The 18369-nt window shown below is 69.7% G+C and carries 19 protein-coding genes and 1 pseudogene; 7 read left to right on the top strand and 13 right to left on the bottom strand.

The window, feature by feature from the left end:
* Window positions 1-53 precede the first annotated feature (53 nt).
* The 6 genes from AB0B91_RS12225 to AB0B91_RS12250 form a co-directional block, all read right to left on the bottom strand.
* Complete coding sequence (locus AB0B91_RS12225; protein ID WP_358318346.1) at window positions 54-584, bottom strand: hypothetical protein; 531 nt, start codon at window positions 582-584, stop codon at window positions 54-56.
* Window positions 585-594: 10 nt separating this feature from the next.
* A complete protein-coding gene (locus AB0B91_RS12230; RefSeq protein WP_358318347.1) occupies window positions 595-927 on the bottom strand; it encodes a NucA/NucB deoxyribonuclease domain-containing protein in 333 nt (110 codons plus the stop codon).
* Window positions 899-1528, bottom strand: coding sequence for a hypothetical protein (locus tag AB0B91_RS12235; RefSeq protein WP_358318348.1), 630 nt, complete (start codon window positions 1526-1528; stop codon window positions 899-901). Before AB0B91_RS12235 ends, AB0B91_RS12230 begins: the two co-directional genes overlap by 29 nt.
* A gap of 54 nt (window positions 1529-1582) precedes the next feature.
* On the bottom strand, window positions 1583-2320 hold the full coding sequence (locus AB0B91_RS12240; protein ID WP_358318349.1) for a hypothetical protein: 738 nt from the start codon (window positions 2318-2320) through the stop codon (window positions 1583-1585).
* A complete protein-coding gene (locus AB0B91_RS12245; RefSeq protein ID WP_358318350.1) occupies window positions 2257-3390 on the bottom strand; it encodes an Ig-like domain-containing protein in 1134 nt (377 codons plus the stop codon). The genes AB0B91_RS12240 and AB0B91_RS12245 overlap by 64 nt, the downstream gene beginning before the upstream one ends.
* A gap of 161 nt (window positions 3391-3551) precedes the next feature.
* Entirely contained in the window at window positions 3552-4388 is an 837-nt protein-coding gene (locus tag AB0B91_RS12250; RefSeq protein WP_358318351.1) for a helix-turn-helix domain-containing protein, read from the bottom strand.
* A 256-nt stretch (window positions 4389-4644) separates the two neighbouring features.
* On the opposite strand from AB0B91_RS12250, the gene AB0B91_RS12255 reads away from it, so the two are divergent.
* Together AB0B91_RS12255 and AB0B91_RS12260 are read left to right on the top strand one after the other, a co-directional pair.
* The gene (locus tag AB0B91_RS12255) at window positions 4645-5604 is read left to right on the top strand and encodes an alpha/beta hydrolase (protein ID WP_358318352.1); all 960 of its coding nucleotides are present in this window, start codon (window positions 4645-4647) and stop codon (window positions 5602-5604) included.
* 68 nt (window positions 5605-5672) lie between these two features.
* Complete coding sequence (locus tag AB0B91_RS12260; protein ID WP_358318353.1) at window positions 5673-5885, top strand: hypothetical protein; 213 nt, start codon at window positions 5673-5675, stop codon at window positions 5883-5885.
* 69 nt (window positions 5886-5954) lie between these two features.
* Here AB0B91_RS12260 and AB0B91_RS12265 read toward each other — a convergent pair whose 3' ends face one another.
* Window positions 5955-7484 carry an FAD-dependent monooxygenase gene (locus AB0B91_RS12265; RefSeq protein WP_358318354.1) on the bottom strand — a complete coding sequence of 510 codons (1530 nt, stop codon included), beginning with the start codon at window positions 7482-7484 and terminating at the stop codon, window positions 5955-5957.
* A 73-nt stretch (window positions 7485-7557) separates the two neighbouring features.
* On the opposite strand from AB0B91_RS12265, the gene AB0B91_RS12270 reads away from it, so the two are divergent.
* The gene (locus AB0B91_RS12270; RefSeq protein WP_358318355.1) at window positions 7558-8289 is read left to right on the top strand and encodes a TetR/AcrR family transcriptional regulator; all 732 of its coding nucleotides are present in this window, start codon (window positions 7558-7560) and stop codon (window positions 8287-8289) included.
* Between the two features lie 25 nt (window positions 8290-8314).
* On the opposite strand, the gene AB0B91_RS12275 is transcribed toward AB0B91_RS12270, so the two are convergent.
* A complete protein-coding gene (locus tag AB0B91_RS12275; RefSeq protein ID WP_358318356.1) occupies window positions 8315-9064 on the bottom strand; it encodes a TetR/AcrR family transcriptional regulator in 750 nt (249 codons plus the stop codon).
* A 122-nt stretch (window positions 9065-9186) separates the two neighbouring features.
* On the opposite strand from AB0B91_RS12275, the gene AB0B91_RS12280 reads away from it, so the two are divergent.
* Window positions 9187-10569 carry a serine hydrolase domain-containing protein gene (locus tag AB0B91_RS12280; RefSeq protein WP_358318357.1) on the top strand — a complete coding sequence of 461 codons (1383 nt, stop codon included), beginning with the start codon at window positions 9187-9189 and terminating at the stop codon, window positions 10567-10569.
* An 80-nt stretch (window positions 10570-10649) separates the two neighbouring features.
* On the opposite strand, the gene AB0B91_RS12285 is transcribed toward AB0B91_RS12280, so the two are convergent.
* Entirely contained in the window at window positions 10650-11471 is an 822-nt protein-coding gene (locus AB0B91_RS12285) for a helix-turn-helix transcriptional regulator (RefSeq protein WP_358318358.1), read from the bottom strand.
* A gap of 160 nt (window positions 11472-11631) precedes the next feature.
* On the opposite strand from AB0B91_RS12285, the gene AB0B91_RS12290 reads away from it, so the two are divergent.
* A complete protein-coding gene (locus AB0B91_RS12290; protein WP_358318359.1) occupies window positions 11632-12357 on the top strand; it encodes an alpha/beta fold hydrolase in 726 nt (241 codons plus the stop codon).
* A 20-nt stretch (window positions 12358-12377) separates the two neighbouring features.
* Here the strand turns inward: AB0B91_RS12290 and AB0B91_RS12295 are convergent.
* Window positions 12378-12746, bottom strand: a pseudogene (locus AB0B91_RS12295) (MBL fold metallo-hydrolase); the annotation flags it as partial.
* 38 nt (window positions 12747-12784) lie between these two features.
* On the opposite strand from AB0B91_RS12295, the gene AB0B91_RS12300 reads away from it, so the two are divergent.
* Complete coding sequence (locus tag AB0B91_RS12300) at window positions 12785-13051, top strand: MarR family transcriptional regulator (protein ID WP_358318360.1); 267 nt, start codon at window positions 12785-12787, stop codon at window positions 13049-13051.
* A gap of 158 nt (window positions 13052-13209) precedes the next feature.
* Here AB0B91_RS12300 and AB0B91_RS12305 read toward each other — a convergent pair whose 3' ends face one another.
* Entirely contained in the window at window positions 13210-13662 is a 453-nt protein-coding gene (locus AB0B91_RS12305) for a helix-turn-helix domain-containing protein (RefSeq protein WP_358318361.1), read from the bottom strand.
* Between the two features lie 86 nt (window positions 13663-13748).
* On the opposite strand from AB0B91_RS12305, the gene AB0B91_RS12310 reads away from it, so the two are divergent.
* Window positions 13749-14963 (top strand): MFS transporter, encoded by a 1215-nt coding sequence (locus AB0B91_RS12310; RefSeq protein WP_358318362.1) that lies wholly within the window; start codon window positions 13749-13751, stop codon window positions 14961-14963.
* A gap of 488 nt (window positions 14964-15451) precedes the next feature.
* On the opposite strand, the gene sucB is transcribed toward AB0B91_RS12310, so the two are convergent.
* Window positions 15452-16921, bottom strand: a complete 1470-nt coding sequence (sucB, locus tag AB0B91_RS12315) for a 2-oxoglutarate dehydrogenase, E2 component, dihydrolipoamide succinyltransferase (RefSeq protein ID WP_358318363.1) — start codon at window positions 16919-16921, stop codon at window positions 15452-15454.
* A 38-nt stretch (window positions 16922-16959) separates the two neighbouring features.
* Window positions 16960-18324, bottom strand: coding sequence for a dihydrolipoyl dehydrogenase (gene lpdA / locus AB0B91_RS12320; protein WP_358318364.1), 1365 nt, complete (start codon window positions 18322-18324; stop codon window positions 16960-16962).
* Between the last annotated feature and the right edge of the window lie 45 nt (window positions 18325-18369).

An 18369-nucleotide genomic window follows, 5' to 3' on the forward strand; every position in this document is an offset into this window, starting at 1 on the left:
GAACCGTGGTCGACAGATCAAACGAAGGACACCCTGGTCAGTCGTAGCGCGGGTCAGACCACGGCCCGAGGCGGCACCCTTAGATCCTCACAGTCGTAGCGGGTGTTGGCGTCGGGGGTGTAGACGATGCGGGTGCCGGTGGCGGGATCGGAGCCTTCGCCGCGCAGCACGGTGTAGTCGGCGTCCACGTAGATCTGGTGGGTCACGTTGAGTGTGCCCGCCGGAAGGGTGATCTGGCTGAGTGTGTGATAGCCGGCTGTCGGTGAGCACGTGCTCTTGATGTGGTCGATGGCGTTCTGGATGCCGCCGGTGTCGTCCTGCCCGTCGTTCGGCCGCACACCGTACTGGCTCTGCATGGCGGCGGAGGTGACGGCGCACGCGCCGTTCGGGTTGAAGTCCCCGGCGCCGGGCAGGTCGCCGCCCTCCAGGTAGCCGGCCTTGGACCAGTCGCGCAGGCCGATCTGGAGGCCGCGGCGGTTCCCCGCGGACAGGTCCAGGTCCTTCAGTGGCGTGGGCGGGGAGATGTACAGGTCGGGGTAGCCGCACGTGTGGTCGGCGTTGGGGGACCAGGCACGGGGCGACACCGCGTTGTACTTACCGGTGATCTGGATGTAGAACGGGTCGCCCTTCTCCGCGGGATCGGCGGGGTTGTCGATCTTCAGGACGTGGTGGGTTCTGGTAGAAGAGATTCAGTTCGGTGCCGCCCTTGCTGTTCTGGGCTTTGTCGATCATCCGGCATGAGACTCCCTTCTCCGAGGCCGCGCCCTCTCCCGTGGAGTTGAAGGGATATTCGTCGCAGCTGTCCAGGTCACCCGGCGGACGCGGCAGGCTGCGTGGGCAGGCCTTGTCCCGGTTGGCGTCGTCTTTGGAGCCACGCGTGAGCGGGACGCCGCCCGGCTCACCGGGGACAGGGCCGCCGTCCTTCATGCCGGGCACGCCGCGCCGTCGCTTCCGTCGTCGAGCACCCTCGGGCAGGAGGGCTTGATGCCGCGCTTCTCGCAGTAGAGCGCCTTGGCCGCGACGCCGGCGCCGTCCACCTCCCCCAACTGCCCAGCGGGATCGCGACGACCTCGACCTGGTACGTCCAGGTGCCCAGGGCGCGGCCGTCGGCGTTCGTGTCGGCGTGCCAGTACTGCGTGACGAAGTAGTTGAGCTGGCCCAACTGACGGGTGCGGTCGGGGTTGTAGACCTTGGCCGCCTGCAGCGGGCTTCGCGCGCACACCTCGACGCGGCTGATGTACTGCCAGGCGCCCTCCGGCGGGGCCGCGCACCCGGCGGGAAACGTGCTCGTGGCCATGCGCGCCGCCTTCGTGGCGGCGGCCTTCGGCCTCGTACAGCCGTCTTCGGGCTCCCCGAACAGCTTCGCGGCCGCGGCGGAGCAGCCGTCGCGCACCTTGAGCCGGGAACCGGCCCGCGGCGTGTCCCAGTCCTTGTCGGCCGAGGGAACGCTGTCGGTGGTCTTGGCGGGAGTGGTGGTGGGCGGTGGTGTGGGCTCGGCCGCTGACACGCCGGTCAGCAGGGAGAGCATGAGAAGTAATACGGCTAAAACTGCTGATAAGCGGTGTAACACCCTGTCAGCTCCTTAGGGGATGACGGTGAGGAAGAGCGACGACCGCGTGTCGGTCCCGGTGGCGTGCACGCCGTGGCCGCCGGTGTAGTCGCGCCGCTCGTTGCCGGCCCAGTCGGTGATCGTGACGCCGCCGACGTCGAGGTGCTGCCAGCCGCTCCCGTTCCAGCCGAAGCGGTAGATCGTCGTGGGGCTCGGGTAGTAGTCCTCGTACGCCGCGGCCGGCCCGTCGGCCTGCTTCTTCAGCACGTTGTTGAACAGCACGTTGTTCGGCCCCGACGCGCCGGACCACTTGACCGCCTTGGGACCGGCCGACCAGTAGACGGGGAACCACGTGCCGTCGTCCGTTCCGCCGCCCTCGCCTCCGCAGCGCGCGGAGCAGCTGCCGGACCTGTGGTCGTAAGGCACCGTGCTCCGGTTGAGCTCGAAGAGGTTGTTGCGCTCCCAGCCGCCGTGCAGGTTGAGGTCGGAGTCGAACTTGTTGCCGATGGCCACGTTGCCGGAGGCCGACCACTGGAAGGTGAAGTGCCGCAGGCCGGTGGTGGTGTTGCCGGCGTAGACCGAGTCCCAGACGCGCGATCCGCGCAGGTAGCCGTTGCCGCCCTTGCCCTTGTTCCACGCGCCGTCGAGCGTGTTGTCGACCACCGACAGGTTCTTGGCCTCCTCGGTGACGATCGGGTGCGACCCGGTCATGTGCATGCGGACGCCCTTGATCCAGGCGTCGGCCGCGTGCTTGACGACGATGCCGTGCATCTCGGCGGCCGGCGCCTTGTCGAGTCCTTGCGGTTGGCCGGGGCGTCGTCGTAGGTCTCGTCGTCCTCGTCGGCGGTTCCCGCGCCGGGGCATCCGGCCTGCGCGCCGACCCGGTACTGGGCCGCCACGCACCGCGACTCGACCCGGAACAGCCCGCGGCCCGGCCACAGCCAGCCGCCGTTGGCCTTGCCCCACTTCATCGCGGACTGGTCCCAGTCGGAGCCGTCGGAGGTCAGCGTGTCGTACAGGGTGGCGGGGCCGGGCCGGTAGGCGATCTTGGTTCCGGTGGCCGGGTCGGCGCCGGCACCGGAGATCACCAGGTAGTCGGCGTCGACCTTGATCTCGCCGGTCACCAGTAGCTCGCCCTGGGGGAGCTGAATGGAGCTGAGCCGGTCCGGGGCCGCGGTGGGCGAGCACTGTGTCCGGACGAAGTCGATCGCCGCCTGCAGTCCCGCGGTGTCGTCGCCGCCGTCGCCGGGGATCACGCCGTACGTGGTGGCCAGCACCGCTGGGGTCAGGCGACAGGCGGTGGCGGTGGTGTAGTCCTCAGAGCCGGGGAGGGGCGCGCCTTCCCGGTAGCCCGCCTTGGACCAGTCGTACAGCCCTGCCACGGGAGCACGGCGGTTCGCGGCCGTCAGATCAAGGCCGGTGCGCGCCTCACCCTCTGCGGGCGGTTTGGGCGTGACGGTCGGGGTCGGGGTCGGAGTGGGGGTCGGGGTCGGGGTGGGTGGCTGTGTGGTGACCGTGAACGTGGCCTCGGTGGAGACCGTGGTCCCGGCAGCGCTCCATCTCGCCTTGAGCTCATGGCCGCCGGTCGAGGTGTTCACCGTCCACTGGTACGGGGCGGTCGTGTCCTTGCCGAGGTAGGCGTTGTCCAGCAGGAACTTCACGCCGTCGGTCACCACGCCCGGATCGGCCAGATCCGCGGTGAAGGGCGCGGTCACGCTGCCGCCGGCCAGCGGAACCCCGTTCACCGCGAGGTACGGGCCCTCGGCCCATGCGATCGGCACCATGCCTAAGCCGAAGACGGCCACCAAGACGGCCACCGGCCGCCAGCGAAACCTGGACACGTGGGAAGTCCTTCCTGTCGGGAGTCGCGGTTCACGAGCGTGTGAATCGTCGCCGCCCCGGCGAGGGAAGTACATCGATCACCCAGTACGCGGGACACCGCAGGACGGCCCCACCTCCGACCTGCGGGGACGCCCGGAGAACCGGGAAATCCTGGAACGCTTCAGCGACCCGCGCCCACGCACTTCCTGGCGCCGCTGGTGAGTTCGGCGCAGGCGTAGCCCACCTCCGGGCCGGCCGCGGCGACCATGGGCGTGGCGGCGGCGGAGCCGGTGCGGTCCTTGCCCTTGGCCTCCGCGCCGCCGTCACCGGTGACGTTGACCCGGTCGTAGCGGCGCGCGCCGGCCAGCACGCCCCACGCGGCCCGGCACACCGGGCTGTAGCGCAGTTCGAGCCGCGCGTAGTCCACCTGGACCGACGCGGTGACGACCGCGTCGCGATCACAGCCCAAGGGCTCCGCCGCCCGCCCGGTGCAGTCGCGCGCCTGGCAGCTTCCCACAGGGGTGGGCGTACGCGGCTCGGCCGGCGAGGCCACGGGCCGGGAGATCGCACCGGTCACCACCGCGACCACCAACCCGATGGCCACCACCGTGATCCCTATGGCGAATATCGCGAGCCACCGCCGCATCGGCGAAGGGCCCCTGACCACCCCAAGGGGCCTGGTCGGCTCCGCGTCATGCTCTTCGTCCACCCGAGAGCCGTCGCCGCTCGCCGCGTACGACCCCTCGCCGGCCCGGCCGCCCGCCTCGGCGGCCAACTCCCACAGCGCCCGCAGCCGGGCCTGATCGGCGTCGGCCAACGCGCCCAGCGCGGCGACCACCGCGTACGGGGCGAGGGCCTGGCCGTTGAGGTACCGGCTCCACGCCGACTTGCTGCACGCGGTCTTCTTCGCCAGCTGCCCCAGGCTCAGCCCGGTCCGGTCCTTCATGACCCGCAACTCGACGGTGAGATGCCGCATCTCCGGGCTCAGCGAATCCGCCAGCGGTCGCCAGGCGCTCACGCATCCCCCCGTCCCCCGCGCGCGAACTCGTGGGCGTCGTGGACTGATGTCGAGCCGATGATATTCGGAGAATTCACTCGGTATCGGGCAGCAAGCCGACACATCCAGAGCTGACCAACTCCCTGTTAGGGCAGAGTTTTATGCCCTGTTTGCTGCCTATATCCGGTTTAGCGGAAAGGGTTAAATCGCATGGCGCATGGTCCGGGGGTCGCCTCCGCAGGGGAGACCGGCGCATCAAACCATTGAGGAGAATCACATGTCCGACCAGCCTGTTCAGCCGGTCCTGGAGCCGGCGGCAGCCGCCTTCGCGAAGGCCACCGCCAATCCGCCGTACCTGTTCGACCTGCCGCCATCCGAGGGCCGCAAGGCGGTCGACGAGGTACAGTCCGGCGAGATCGACAAGCCGGACATCGACGAGGAGTGGATCACCGTCGCGGGCGGTCCGACGGGCAGCGTCCGGGCCCGCATCGTCAAACCGGCCGGGGCCGAGGGCACGCTGCCGGTGATCCTCTACATCCACGGCGCGGGCTGGGTGTTCGGCAACGCCCACACTCACGACCGGCTCGTACGCGAGCTCGCCGTCGGCGCCGACGCCGCCGTGGTCTTCCCCGAGTACGACCTTTCCCCCGAGGCCCGCTACCCGGTCGCCATCGAGCAGAACTACGCCGTCGCCCAGTGGATCGTCCAGCAGGGCGCGGCCAAGGGACTGGACGCCTCCCGCCTGGCTGTGGCCGGAGACTCGGTCGGCGGCAACATGACCGCCGCGCTGACCCTGATGGCCAAGGAACGCGGCGACGTCCCGCTGCGCCAGCAGGTCATGTTCTACCCGGTCACCGACGCGAACTTCGACACCGGCTCCTACCACCAGTTCGCCACGGGCTACTTCCTCCGCCGCGACGGCATGCAGTGGTTCTGGGACCAGTACACGACCGACGAGGCCCAGCGCGCCGAGATCACCGCCTCCCCGCTGCGGGCCACCGTCGAGCAGCTCGCCGGCCTGCCCCCGGCCCTGGTCATCACCGGCGAGGCCGACGTCCTGCGCGACGAGGGCGAGGCCTACGCCGCCAAGCTCCGTCAGGCGGGCGTCCCGGTCACCGCCGTACGCTTCCAGGGCATCATCCACGACTTCGCCATGCTCAACGCCCTGCGCCAGACCCACGCCGCCGAGGGCGCCATCACCATGGCCATAGCCACCCTGCGCTCCGCGCTCCGCTAGCGTTTGGCGTGCAACCCTAGAGGAAACTATCAGTAATGACTCGGTAACTCTATGCAATGGGAGTCCACATGCGTCGTCTGGTAGTCACCCTCGTCTCCGTAGCCGCCGCGGGCGCGCTGACACTCGGCCTTGCCGCGACAGCTCAGGCCGCCGCCCGCGAGTACATCACCGTCGCCGCGTGCGTGTTCGCCGGTGGCGTGGTCGTTCCTGACTGGCTGAGCCCGACCGGACGCACCTGCGTCGGCGGCGGCTACCACGGGTCCCCGGTCTTCCCCTACTGACACTCCGCCATGCGAACGGGCCCGCCTCCCGCTACTCCGGGGGGCGGGCCCGCTTTGCGGGTCGTGGCCTCAGGCTGGGCTGAACCAGCGGGTGAGGGCTGCCTTCAGGCCGTCGGGATCCGCGCCCGCCCAGGCGACGTAGCCGTCGGGCCGGATGAGCAACGCGGGTGCCGGAGCGTCGTCGGCGGTCGCGGTCACGCGGTGCACCTGATCGTTCCAGGGCTCCGCGGTGGCGGCGAGATCGTCCCCGCCGGTGAGGTCGAGAAGCAGGGGGCGGGCATCGCGCAGGAGCTCGGCGAGGCGCCGTTCGCGTCCGTCGTCGGTGGTCAGGTCGATGGGCGGGACGAACCAGCCGGTGGGTGCGGCGGGGTGTTCCTCACCCATGTCGTAGCGGACATCGGCGCCCGCCACCAGGGCGGCGACCAGGTGCACGTTCTCGGTGCGGTCGAGGAGTTCGGCGAAGAGCCGGCGTAGTGCGGTGACGTCGCCTCCGGGCGCCGTCAGAGCGGTCGCGGCCTGGGTATGCATGAGCACGCGTTCGCCGCTCGCGTGGCGTTCTGACTCGTAGGTGTCCAGTAGGCCTTCCGGGGCCCATCCCCGCAGCGTGGCGGCGATTTTCCAGGCCAGGTTGGCCGCGTCTTGCAGCGCCAGGTTCAGGGTCGGCCCGTGGCTCACCTGTGCGGCGTCGCCGGCGATGAAGACTCGACCGGCGCGGTAGCGGTCGGCGAGCCGGGAGTTGCGGCCGCACATGCGGCGAAGCATGGTGGGCGCGCCCTCGGGCGGCGGAGTCAGAGGCAGGCGCGCTCCGAGCACCCGTTCGACGCTCTCCTCCATCTCGGCCAGCGTCATCGGCGTACCAGGTCCCGGGAAGTCCCCTGCCGGGTGATCTTCCCGTTCGGCCGTGTTGACCAGTGGCCGCTCCGGATCGTGCCCGAGGAGGGTGAAAACGCCCCGCTCCGTGCGGTGGAACACCGCCGGGATCTCGCCGAGGCCGTCGATCACGACGCGTCCCCCCGGTGCGAACCGGAAGCGGTCGCTCGGCCCGATCAGGGCCGTCCGGTCGACGGCGCCGTCGTCGCTGATGCCGGGGAAGGCGATTCCCGCCTGCTTGCGAATCAGGCTGTGGCCGCCGTCGCAGCCGACGAGGTATCGGGCGGTCAATGTCGTCTCGACTCCGTCCGAACCGCGTGCCACGACCTCGACCTGGTCATCGGTCTGGCTGAAGGACAGCGCGTCCCAACCTCGTCGGACATCCGTACCGAGTTCCGCCGCGCGCTCGTTGAGCACACGTTCAAGATCGCGCTGGTTGACCGGGAGGAGATACATCGGGTTCTTATCGCCGAGCACGTGCAGCGGCAGCGGCATCCCGCCGAAGAAGAACCCAGGCGCGGGCGCCGGTGCTCCTCGGCCCCCGCAGCGTTCGAAGAGGCCACGGTTGTCCAGCAGCCGTACGACCTGGCCGGCGAGGCCGTGTGCCTTGTCCGCCAGATCTGGTTCCGGCCGTCGTTCCAACACCAGCGGCTGGACCCCCGCGAGGCGCAGCTCGCAGGCGAGAAACAGGCCGGTGGGTCCACCGCCGACGATGATGACGTCGAACATCGCTGACGCCTCCTTAAGGTACGCGACCGTATCTAACGGAGGACACCGTAGGGCGCCGCGATAAGATACGCAAGTGGATCGTAAGCATGGGCGAATCGAGGGCGAGCGCGGGACGATCGGGGCGCAGGCGGCGGAACGCCGTGCCGACGGCGGCGCAACCCGCGACCGTGGCGCGACCCGCGACGGCGGTACGACCCGCGACAGTGGCGCATCCCGTCGACGCGGCCCCAAGCTCGAGGACGCGATCCTTGATGCCGCCTGGGACGTGCTGGTCGAGCAGGGGTATCACGGCTTCACCTACGAAGCGGTCGCCGCCCGTGCCGGGACGAGTCGTCCCGTGCTCTACCGGCGCTGGCCGCAGCGCGATGACCTGCTGCTGGCCACTCTCGCCAAGTTCTGGCAGCCGATCGCGGTGCCCGACACCGGCGGCCTCCGCGATGACGCGGTCGGGTTCCTGCGCAACGCCGACGCTGACCGGGCAAGCATGATCACGTTGATGAGCGTGCAGTTGGTGGACTACTTCCGCGACACCGGAACCAGCCTCGAAGAGCTACGCGACACCCTCATCACGCCGGGCCAGGCGACCGCCTTCGAGATGATCGTCGCCCGCGCGGTCGAGCGCGGCGAGCTGCCCGATGTGCCGCGTTCGTCCCGCGTGGTGAACCTGCCGTTGGACCTGTTGCGCCACGAGATGTTCATGACGATGCGCGCGGTGCCGGAGGAGTCGATCGTCGAGATCGTGGACGAGGTGTGGCTGCCGCTGCTGCTGGGGCTGCCTGGGACCTCGCCGACGACCTCGGCGTGATCGACCCCGTCTGCTTGATGCTTGGCTATGCCGAACCTTCCGCGGGGGAGTAGCGAGCGGCCAGACCTTGGAGGACACATGCGAGTCCGCCGGCGAACTCGTCGTCGCGGGTGGCGCTCACGTTCTGGTTTCGCTGGGCGGCGTACAGCTTCCGCAGCCGCGGGTAATCCTGTACGGCCTGTTCGGCGGCCGGCCACAGGCTCGCGGCCCATTCCTGCTCGCTTCGGCCGCTGCGGGCGAGTGTGGTCAACCAGGCGGCCTCGCCGGTCGACACCCCGATGACGTAGGCCACGACCGTGTTCAGGGCCCGATCGGCCGCTTCCAGGGTGAAGCCCCCTTGCTCGAACGCGGCGAGGACGGCCTCGTTCTGCCGCATCACGTTCGGCCCCAGATAGGCCACGCCCGTCTCGCCGAGCACGGAGACGATCCAGGGGTGGCGCAGGACTGTGGCCCGCAGGCTGTGGGCGTAGCGGGTGATGGCCGCCCGCCAGCCCGCGGGGTCGTCGGCGGCCGGTGCCTCGACCTCGCCGTAGACCTGGTCGACGAGCAGTTCGAGCAGCTCGTCCTTGTTGGCCACGTGCGTGTACATCGACGTGGCCCCGGCGTTCAGGCGGGTGCCGAGCTTGCGCATGCTCAGGGCGTTGATGCCTTCGGTGTCCAGCAGTTCTAGCGCCGCGGACACGATCTGCTCCCGGCTCAGCGGCTGCTGCTGCTCGAGTCGTCGCCGCTGCGGACGAGCCCACACCGACGGGTACGGCTGTTTGTCGGCCGGCATGCGTTCTCCCTCACGACGATCCCTCCGAACAGTGTACGGCTTGCCCAACGATGTTCGACCTCCGTACAGTGTGCGAAGCGCCGCACACTGTACGGTGCTTCAGGGGAAAAGGAGCCGTCTTCATGTCGTCATCGCCATTCGACACCGACCGCTGGCAGGCGAGGCTTGATGAGCTGCGCGCCGCCCACCACGTGCCGGGGGCCGCCCTGGCGGTGCTGGCCGGCGGGAGAATCCATGAGCTGGCCGGCGGCGTGCTGCACCGGGGGACCGGCGTGGAGGTGACCACGGACTCGGTATTCCAGTCCGGTTCGATCGCCAAGGTGTACACGGCGACGCTGGTGATGCAGCTCGTCGACTCCGGTGAGCTGCGGCTTGACAGCAGGGTCGCCGACGTTCTGCCGGGCTTCAGGGTCGCCGATGACGAGGTCACGAAGAGCGTGACGATCGGGCAGTTGCTCAGCCATACCAGCGGGATCGCCGGGGACTTCCCCCACGACAGCGGTCGCGGGGACGACTGCCTCGCCCGCTACGTGGCGGCGTGCGCGAGTGTGGGTCAGGACTGCCCGCCGGGGACCGTTATCTCCTACAGCAGCACCGGGTACGCGATTCTCGGCCGAATCGTGGAGGTGATCACTGGTCAGACCTGGGACGACGCGTTGCGCGACCGGTTGCTGACGCCGCTCGGCCTCGAACATTCGATGACCTTGCCGGAGGAGGCGCTGCGGTTCCGGGTGGCGATGAGCCATCTCGGCGAACTGGGACGGGATCCGGAGCCGGCGCCTGTGTGGGACATGTTGCCGCGCTCGGCCGGGCCGTACGGGCGCGTCCTCATCACCGCCGCCGACGTCGTCCGCTTCGCGCGGATGCATCTCGACGGCGGTACCGCGCCCGACGGCAGGCGCGTGCTGTCCGCCGAGTCGGCGGCGGCGATGCGGCGGCGCGTGGCCGACTGCCTGGACGGATGGTCGTTCATGGCGGACGGATGGGGTCACGGGTGGGCGCTGTACGACTGGGACGGTGTCGCCGGCTACGGTCACGACGGCGCAGCGGGCGGGCAGTTCTCGTACCTGCGTGTCGTGCCTGGCAGTGGCGTCGTCGCCGCGCTGCTGACCAATGGCGGCGGCGCGACCGGTCTGTTCGTCGACCTGTTCCAGGAGCTGCTCGGTGAGCTGGCCGGGGTGCGGATGCCCGACGTCTTCGCTCCCGCCGAGGAAGGGCGGCCGGTCGATGTCGCCGCGCTCGCGGGCACGTATGAACGCGAAGGTATGCGCATCATGATCGGCGAGCGGGACGGTGTGCCGCGCCTGCGAGTGGAGCTGACCGGCGCGATGGCCGGCTACTCACCGCCGATGGAGGCCGACCTGGTGGCGGTGTCCGACACGGTGCTCGCGATGCCGGGCATCGGTCCCGTGAGCGCGCCATGGCTGCCACTGGTGTTCGGGACGCTTCCGGATGGCACGCCTTACGTGTATTTCGGCATGCGGGCGGCCCCGAAGATCGCCTGACGAGCGCACGGATTGCCGCGATCGGCGGGCAGCCGCCCGCTTGCCCAAGGCCCCGGGCGAGTGGCTGAGCATAGGCGGGGTCATGTCCGCATGACGGACGCGAGGAGCGCCAGCTTGTCGGCACTGTCGGTGCCCGGGTCCGGGTGGAGGACGACGAGCGTCTGGCCTGTCGCGCCGCTGACGCCCAATCTCTCCCGGTTCAGCCACAGGCTACCGACCTGGGGGTGGTCGATGTGCTTGGGTGTGCCTTCGCACGTGTTCACGTCGTGGCGGGCCCAGAGCCTGCTGAAGCGAGGGCTGGCGAGGGAGAGCTCGCCGACGAGTTCGATGAACCGGGGGTCGTCCGTGTCGGTGCCGACGGACTTGCGGAAGCCGGCGACCATGCCCTGCGCGGCGTCCTCCCAGTCCGGGTAGAGGGCCTGCTCGGCGGGGTCGAGGAACACCTCCCGCAGGCGGTTGCCCCCAGCCACGAGTCGCGGCGACAGAGCGGTCGCCGCCGTGTTGGCGGCGAGGACGTCGAAGTAGCGGCCCTCCACGTACGCGGGGAGCGGAAGCGTGACGACGAGCTTGGCGACGCCCGGAGGGACGGTCTCCTTCCGGGGGCGCCGTCGCCGCCGCCGCGGTTTTCCCACCCCGAGGCGTAGCAGGTAGGCCGTCGCGTCGTCGTCGAGCAGCAGCACGCGGGCGAGGGACTCGAGGACCTGCGCGGAGGGGTTGCGGTCCCGGCCCTGCTCCAGGCGCAGGTAGTAGTCGGCGCTGATGCCGGCGAGCATCGCGACCTCCTCCCGGCGCAGGCCCGACACGCGCCGTACGCCCACGGAGGGGATGCCGGCCTGTTCAGGAGTAACGAGCTCCCGGCGCGCGCGTACGTAATCGCCCAGAAGGTTGAATGCGTCGCTCATGTCCCCACCGTAATTCGCGCACCTTCGTGCGTGCCTGGTCCTGTCACCCCCAGGATCGCGGGGGCTCTGGCTCCGTCAGCGGGTGAACGGAAACCTCACCTCCGGGATGAACATCGGCGAAATCGGCCGGTGGTCGCTTTCGCGAGCAAGGAGCTACACCATGTCAACATATTTGCTGGTACACGGGGCCTGGCATAGCGGGCAATGCTGGGAGCGGGTGGTCCCGTTGCTGGCATCGGCCGGGCATCGGGTGGTCGCGCCGTCGCTGACCGGCTTCGGCGACAAGGCGCATCTGCTCGGCCCCGAGGTAGGGCTGGACACGCACGTCGACGACATCGTCAGGCTGATCACCGAGGAGGACTTCACCGATGTGATCCTGGTGGGCCACAGCTACGCCGGGCTGGTCATCTCGTCCGCTGCCAACCGGATCCCGGATCGGATGGCCCATCTGGTCTATCTCGACGCGATGGTCCCGGAGGACGGCGAGAGCGCGGTGGATGTGCATCCCGTGACCCAGGCCCTCATCGACCGCGCCGCGGAGTCCGAGGTTGGCTGGCGGATCCCGCCGATGCCCGAGTTGCCACCGCCCCTAGGCCTGTTCGGGGTCACCGACCCGGCGGACGTGGCGTGGCTGCGGACGATGTTGTCGGATCAGCCGGTGCTCTGCCTCCGGCAACCGGTCCGGCTGGACAACCCGGCCGTGCGCACGATTCCGCGAACGCACATTCACTGCGTCGCCGGCGTACCGGAGGGCATCAAGCGGCGGGCCGTCCCAGCGATACAGCCCAACGGCAGCCCGGCACAGGTGTGGGAACTTGAGACGGGCCACGACTGCATGATCACCATGCCGGCCGAGCTCACCGAACTACTGCTCAAGCTCGGCTGACCCGCCCACCCGAGCCGCGCGGGCCGCTTCGTGGCTGAGAGCTCGGGATGGGCGACCTGAACCGGCGAGTACAGCGCGTCGCCGAAGGCGATCAGCCGCCGCCCGCCGGAGCTGAGCACGTAGGCGGCGTGGCCGGGGGTGTGCCCGGGAACCAGGCCGGCGTGCACGCCGGGGAAGATCTCCTCCCCATCGGCAACGGTACGGACCTGAGGAGCCAGTTCCGAGTTGCCGTCGGCCGCCCATTCCGGCCCGGTCAGGAGGACCTCGGCGCCGCGGAAGGGCCTCGAGTCGTGCAGCAGCCAGCCGGTGTGATCGAGGTGCAGGTGAGTGATGGCCACCGCCTCGATCTCCTCGGGGCCGCGGCCGAGCTCGGCCAGGTTGTCGAGCAGGTCGCCGCCGCGGAGCGCTACGCGAGCTGACCGGCCCGATGACCCTCCGCGAGCTCTCCGACCGGATGAGCTGCGAGCCGTCCAACGCGACGTTCATCGCCGACAAGCTGGAGCAGCGCGGCCTGATCGAGCGCCACGCCCACCCCCAGGACCGGCGCGCCAAGCAGCTCGTCCTCACCTCCGAAGGGCAGGCTCTGCGCGAGCAGCTCCTGGACCTGCTCACCAGCGACTCCCCACTGGCCAATCTCTCGCCACAGGAGCAGGAGACGCTACGCGACCTGCTGCTACGTGCCCGCACTTCCTGACTCGCGTACGTCCCCTGCTTCCTGACAAGCGGCTGTTCCGGAAGAGCGGGCCAGGGCGGCGGAGGCGGTTGCCAGAATGACGGTGTCTGCTCGCTGCCACGCTTGTAGAGGGGCATCGAGTGCGGGGCCCGATGGGACGGTTTCTGGCGCGGCTGGGCTCAGGCGGTTTTCCGAACGTGCGACGCTTCGGCGGAGAGCGGTGCGCCGTCTTGGCCGAGCGGGTGGAGTTCGGAAAGCTCCCGCCCTTGGTCGTCGACGAGAATGGAGTGCGGCTCGTCCGGGGCGAAGGCGTGGCGCTCGCCCCATTGGCGGAGGGCGACGACGGCCGTGAAGAGGTCCTGCCCGGCTTCGGTGAGCCGGTACGTGTGTCTTCTGCCGTCGGTGGCGGCGCTCTTGTCAAGGATGCCGTGCTCCACGAGTTTGCGGAGCCGGTCGGTGAGGATGTTGCGTGCGATCCCCAGTCGCTGATGGAACTCGGTGAAGGTCGTCGCCCCGTCCATCGCGTCGCGGATGATCAGCAGGCTCCACCGGTCGCCTATCAGGTCGACGGTTCGTGCGACCGGGCAGGCCGGGTCGGTCCAAGCGCTTCCTGCGGAGAGTGTGACGTTCACTGGCCCCCTCCGTGATGAGTTGCAATATGAAACCAGTATGCCCTAACTTCAGATAAGTTGCATTTTGAAACTTATCGGAAGGCGATATGTCATCAGGGTTGACCAGGAGGCAGCGGGCCGTGCTCGCGCTGGTGTGCGCGGTGGCGGTGTCGACCGTTTACGGCATCCAGCCGGTCCTCGAGGCCGCGGGCGAGGACCTCGGGCTGAGGGAAGGAGCACTGGGATGGCTGGTCGCCGCCGGTCAGATCGGCTATCTCGCGGGGGTGGTGCTGCTGGTCCCGCTCGGTGACCTGTTCGACCGCCGCAGACTCATCACGGTGCACTTGCTGCTCACAGCAGTGGGTGCGGGGGTGGCCGCCGCCGCACCCAGCGGTGGCATCGCGATCGCGGGTCTGGCCCTGGCGGGGCTGTTCGCCGTGGTCGTCCAGGTCACGGTGGCCTACGTCGCCGCCGTCTCACCGACCGGCGAGAGGGGCCGCAACATCGGAGTGGTCACCTCGGGCGTGGTCATCGGGATCCTCGGAGTGCGGGTGGTCGCGGGCACACTGGGCGAGCTGACCGACTGGCGCATGGTCTACCTGGTAATCGCTGGGCTTTGCGCGATGCTCGCGCTCGCCGCCCGATTCACCCTCGAGGCCGACATCCGCCGCCCCCGAGCCCGATACGGGCAGCTGCTGTCATCGCTGGGTCGTCTGGTCGTCGGCGACCGGCTCTTCCTCAGTCGCGGTCTGGTCGCGTTCTTCCTCTTCGCCTCCTTCGGCACGCTGTGGAGCGGACTGGCGCTCCCGCTCGGTGACGCGCCGTGGCACTTCGGCACTACCGAGATCGGATTGTTCGGACTCGCCGGTCTCACCGGGGCGCTGGGCGCGGCCCGGGCCGGCCGATGGGCCGACCGGGGCCTAGCGCCCTCGGTCACCGGCTGGTCGCTGGCCCTGCTCATAGCCGCGTGGCTGCTGATCGCTCAAGCGGGGTCATCGCTGTGGCTGTTGATCGTCGGCGTCATCGTCCTGGACTTCGCCGTGCAAGCCGTTCACGTCAGCAGCCAGCACCTGCTCACCACCGCCCGCCCCGACCAGAGCAGCAGCGTCATCGGCGTCTACATGGCCTTCTACTCCCTCGGCTCCGCGCTCGGTGCGATCACCACCACCTGGGCCTACAGCGCCATGGGATGGTCGGCCGCCAGCCTGCTCGGCGCAGCCTACGCCGCACTCGGACTCCTCGTCGCCACCTCGACCCGACGTTTCACCGCCCTACCGAGGGCGCACCGACCAAGTGCGTCCGTATCGGATACCTCCCGCTGACACTTTCGGGCTGACCGTCACCCCAACCTGGCAGTTCGTGTGGCTGGGACGTGGACGGGCCGTCGTGGGATCTGCCTGCCTGAGCGACGGGAGCCTGCTGCGAGGTGCCTATCGTCAAGAGGCTGCTGGCGGGGTCCATCGAATGGCAGAAGGCCGCCGGGAAGGGCTGCGTAGCGAGTTCAGCGGGCGCCTGATCTCGAGCCTTCCTCAAGAAGTGTGGGACAGGGTCGCCGCCTCTCACGTCATTGCGTCTGGGCAAACGATCGAGGGTTTGGGCGAAGCGCGCGGCGGAGCCGCGTTTCAGAGGGCGTCCGAGCGGAGCGAGGTCCTTCAGGGGTCGGGCCTTTAGCCCGGCTGGGGGCAGCGTCTGAGCTTCCAAAGCGCGAAGCGCCAAGCGAAGCCCGTTGTGGCGGGGTGGGCATCAGACGGTCAATCACGTGGGCCAGGGCCGAGGAAGGCGATCAATCCTCGGCCCTGGCGCGCAGGAACTACGCGAGACCCAGCTGGGCCTCGAAGCGCCCCTCTTCCAGGCGACGCTTCACGGTCGTCAGGAAGCGGGCCGCGTCCGCGCCGTCGACGAGGCGGTGGTCGTACGTCAGCGCCAAGTACACCATCGAGCGCACCGCGATGACCTCACCCTCAGCGGTGTCGATCACGACGGGACGCTTCACGACCGCGCCGGTGCCGAGCATGCCGACCTGCGGCTGGTTCAGGATCGGCGTGTCGAACAGGGCGCCGCGGCTGCCGGTGTTGGTCAGCGTGAAGGTGCCGCCGGTGATCTCGTCGGGCGTCACCTTGTTGGCGCGGGTGCGCTCAGCCAGGTCGGCGGTCTTGCGGGCGAGGCCGGCCAGGTTGAGGTCGCCGGCGTTCTTGATGACCGCCGCGATCAGGCCGCGCTCGGTGTCGACCGCGATGCCCAGGTGCTCGACGTCGAAGTAGGTGACCTCCATGGTCTCGTTGTTGATGGTGGCGTTGAGCTTCGGGTGCTGCTTGAGCGCCTCGATGGCCGCCATCTCGAAGAACGGCATGAACGACAGCTTGACGCCCTCGCGGCGCAGGAAGTCGGCCTTGGCCTGGTCACGCAGCCGGGAGATCTTGGTGACGTCGACCTCGACGACCGTGGTGAGCTGGGCCGCGGTCTGCAGCGACTCGACCAGTCGCTTGGACATGGTCTGACGCAGCCGCGACATCTTCTCCGTACGGCCGCGCAGCGTGGTGTCGACCTCGACGGGCTCGGGGGCGGCGGCCGGGGCCGGCGCGGTCTGAGCGGGTGCGGCGGCGGGAGCCTGGGCAGCGGCGGCGGGCGCCGGGGCGGCGGCCTGCTCGCGCTGCGACTTGGCGGCCTCCAGGACGTCCTGCTTGCGGATGCGACCGCCCACACCGGTGCCACTGATCGAGTCGAGGTCGACCCCGTGCTCGTTGGCGAGCTTGCGCACCAGCGGTGTCACGTAGGGGCTGTCGCCCGAGGACGGCAGCGGGGTCGGCTCGGAGACGGCCGGCACTTGCTGGGCGGGCGCCGGAGCGGCCGGGGCCTGCTGCGCCGGAGCCGGCGCGGGGGCCGGTGCCGGAGCCGGGGCCTGAGCCTGGACGGGGGCGGGCTGCGGGATCGAGGAGACCGGGGCGGGAGCCGGGGCGGGCTCGGGCTCGGGCTCCGGCTGCGGCTCGGGCTGCGCGGCGGGGGCCGGGGCGGCCTGCTGCGCCGAGGCGCCGCCGGCCTGGCCGTTCTCGTCGATGACGGCGAGCTCCGCGCCGACCTCGACGGTTTCGTCCTCAGCCACGACGATCTTGGTGAGGACGCCGGCGGACGGCGACGGGATCTCGGTGTCGACCTTGTCGGTCGATACTTCGAGGAGCGGCTCGTCGGCCTCGACGCGCTCGCCTTCCTTCTTCAGCCAACGGGTTACCGTGCCCTCGGTGACGCTCTCGCCGAGCTGGGGCATCTGTACAGAGACCGGCATCGTTATCTTCTCTCGCGTTCTGATCTCGAGGGCTTGGACTAGTTGTGTACGTGCAACGGCTTGCCGGCCAGGGCCAGCATCGCCTCACCGACTGCCTCGGACTGGGTCGGGTGCGCGTGGATGAGCTGGGCGACCTCTGCGGGCAGAGCCTCCCAGTTGTAGATGAGCTGACCCTCGGTCACGAGTTCGCCGATGCGGCGGCCCACCATGTGAACGCCCACGACGGGTCCGTCCTTCTGGGCGATGACCTTGACGGCGCCCGCGGTGCCGAGGATCTGGCTCTTGGGGTTGCCCGCGAGGTCGTAGACCTGTTCGACGATCTCGATGCCGCGCTCGGCGGCCTGCGCGGACGTGATGCCGACCGAGGCGACCTCGGGGTCGGAGTAGGTGATCCGCGGCACGCCCGCGTAGTCGATGGCGGGCGGGTTGAGCCCGGCGATGTGCTCGGCCACCATGATGCCCTCGGCGAACCCGGCGTGGGCCAGCTGGAGGGTCGGGATCAGGTCACCGATCGCGTAGACGCCGGCGACCGAGGTCTGGCAGTGCTCGTCGACCACGACCGCGCCGCGCTCGACCCTGATGCCCTGCTCCTCGAAGCCCATCCCGGCCGAGACGGCGCCGCGGCCGACCGCGACCAGCAGCAGCTCGGCGTCGAGGGTCTTGCCGTTGGCGAGCGTGACGACCACGCCGGTGTCGGTGGTCTTGACGCCCTCGAAGAAGACGCCCAGCTCGTACTTGATGCCGCGGCGGCGGAAGGCGCGCTCCAGCAGCTTGGAGCTCGACTCCTCCTCGGTCGGCAGCAGGTGGGGCAGCGCCTCGACGATCGTGACCTCGGCGCCGAAGGAGCGGTAGACGCTGGCCAGCTCGACGCCGATGACGCCGCCGCCCAGCACGATCACCGAGGCGGGCACGCGGTCCATCTTCAGGGTGTGCTCGCTGGTGATCACGCGCTCACCGTCGATCTCCAGCCCGGGCAGCGTCTTGGGCGCGGAACCGGTGGCCAGGACGATGTTGCGGCCCTCGTACACCTCGGAGCCCACCTGGATCCGGTGTGATCCGACCAGGTGGCCCTCGCCTTCGACGATCGTCACGCCGGCGCCCTTGAGCAGGCCCTGCACGCCCTTCCAGGCACGGGTGACGATCTTGTCCTTGAACGCGTGGACGCCCGGCACGTCGATGCCGTCGAAACGCGCCTTGACGCCGAACGCCTCGCTCTCGCGGGTCTCGTCGGCGACCTCGGCCGAGTGCAGCAAGGCCTTGGTGGGGATGCATCCCCTGTGCAGGCAGGTGCCGCCGATCTTGTCCTTCTCGATCAGGGCGACCGTCTTGCCCAGCTCAGCCGCCCGTAGCGCGCAGGCGTATCCGCCGCTGCCGCCTCCCAGGACGACGATGTCGTAGGCCACAGTCAGGCTCCTTGTCGGGGTGTTCGTGATGCCGTCATCTTTTCA

It is taken from the genome of Nonomuraea sp. NPDC049141 (genome assembly GCF_040648415.1).
Classification (GTDB): domain Bacteria; phylum Actinomycetota; class Actinomycetes; order Streptosporangiales; family Streptosporangiaceae; genus Nonomuraea.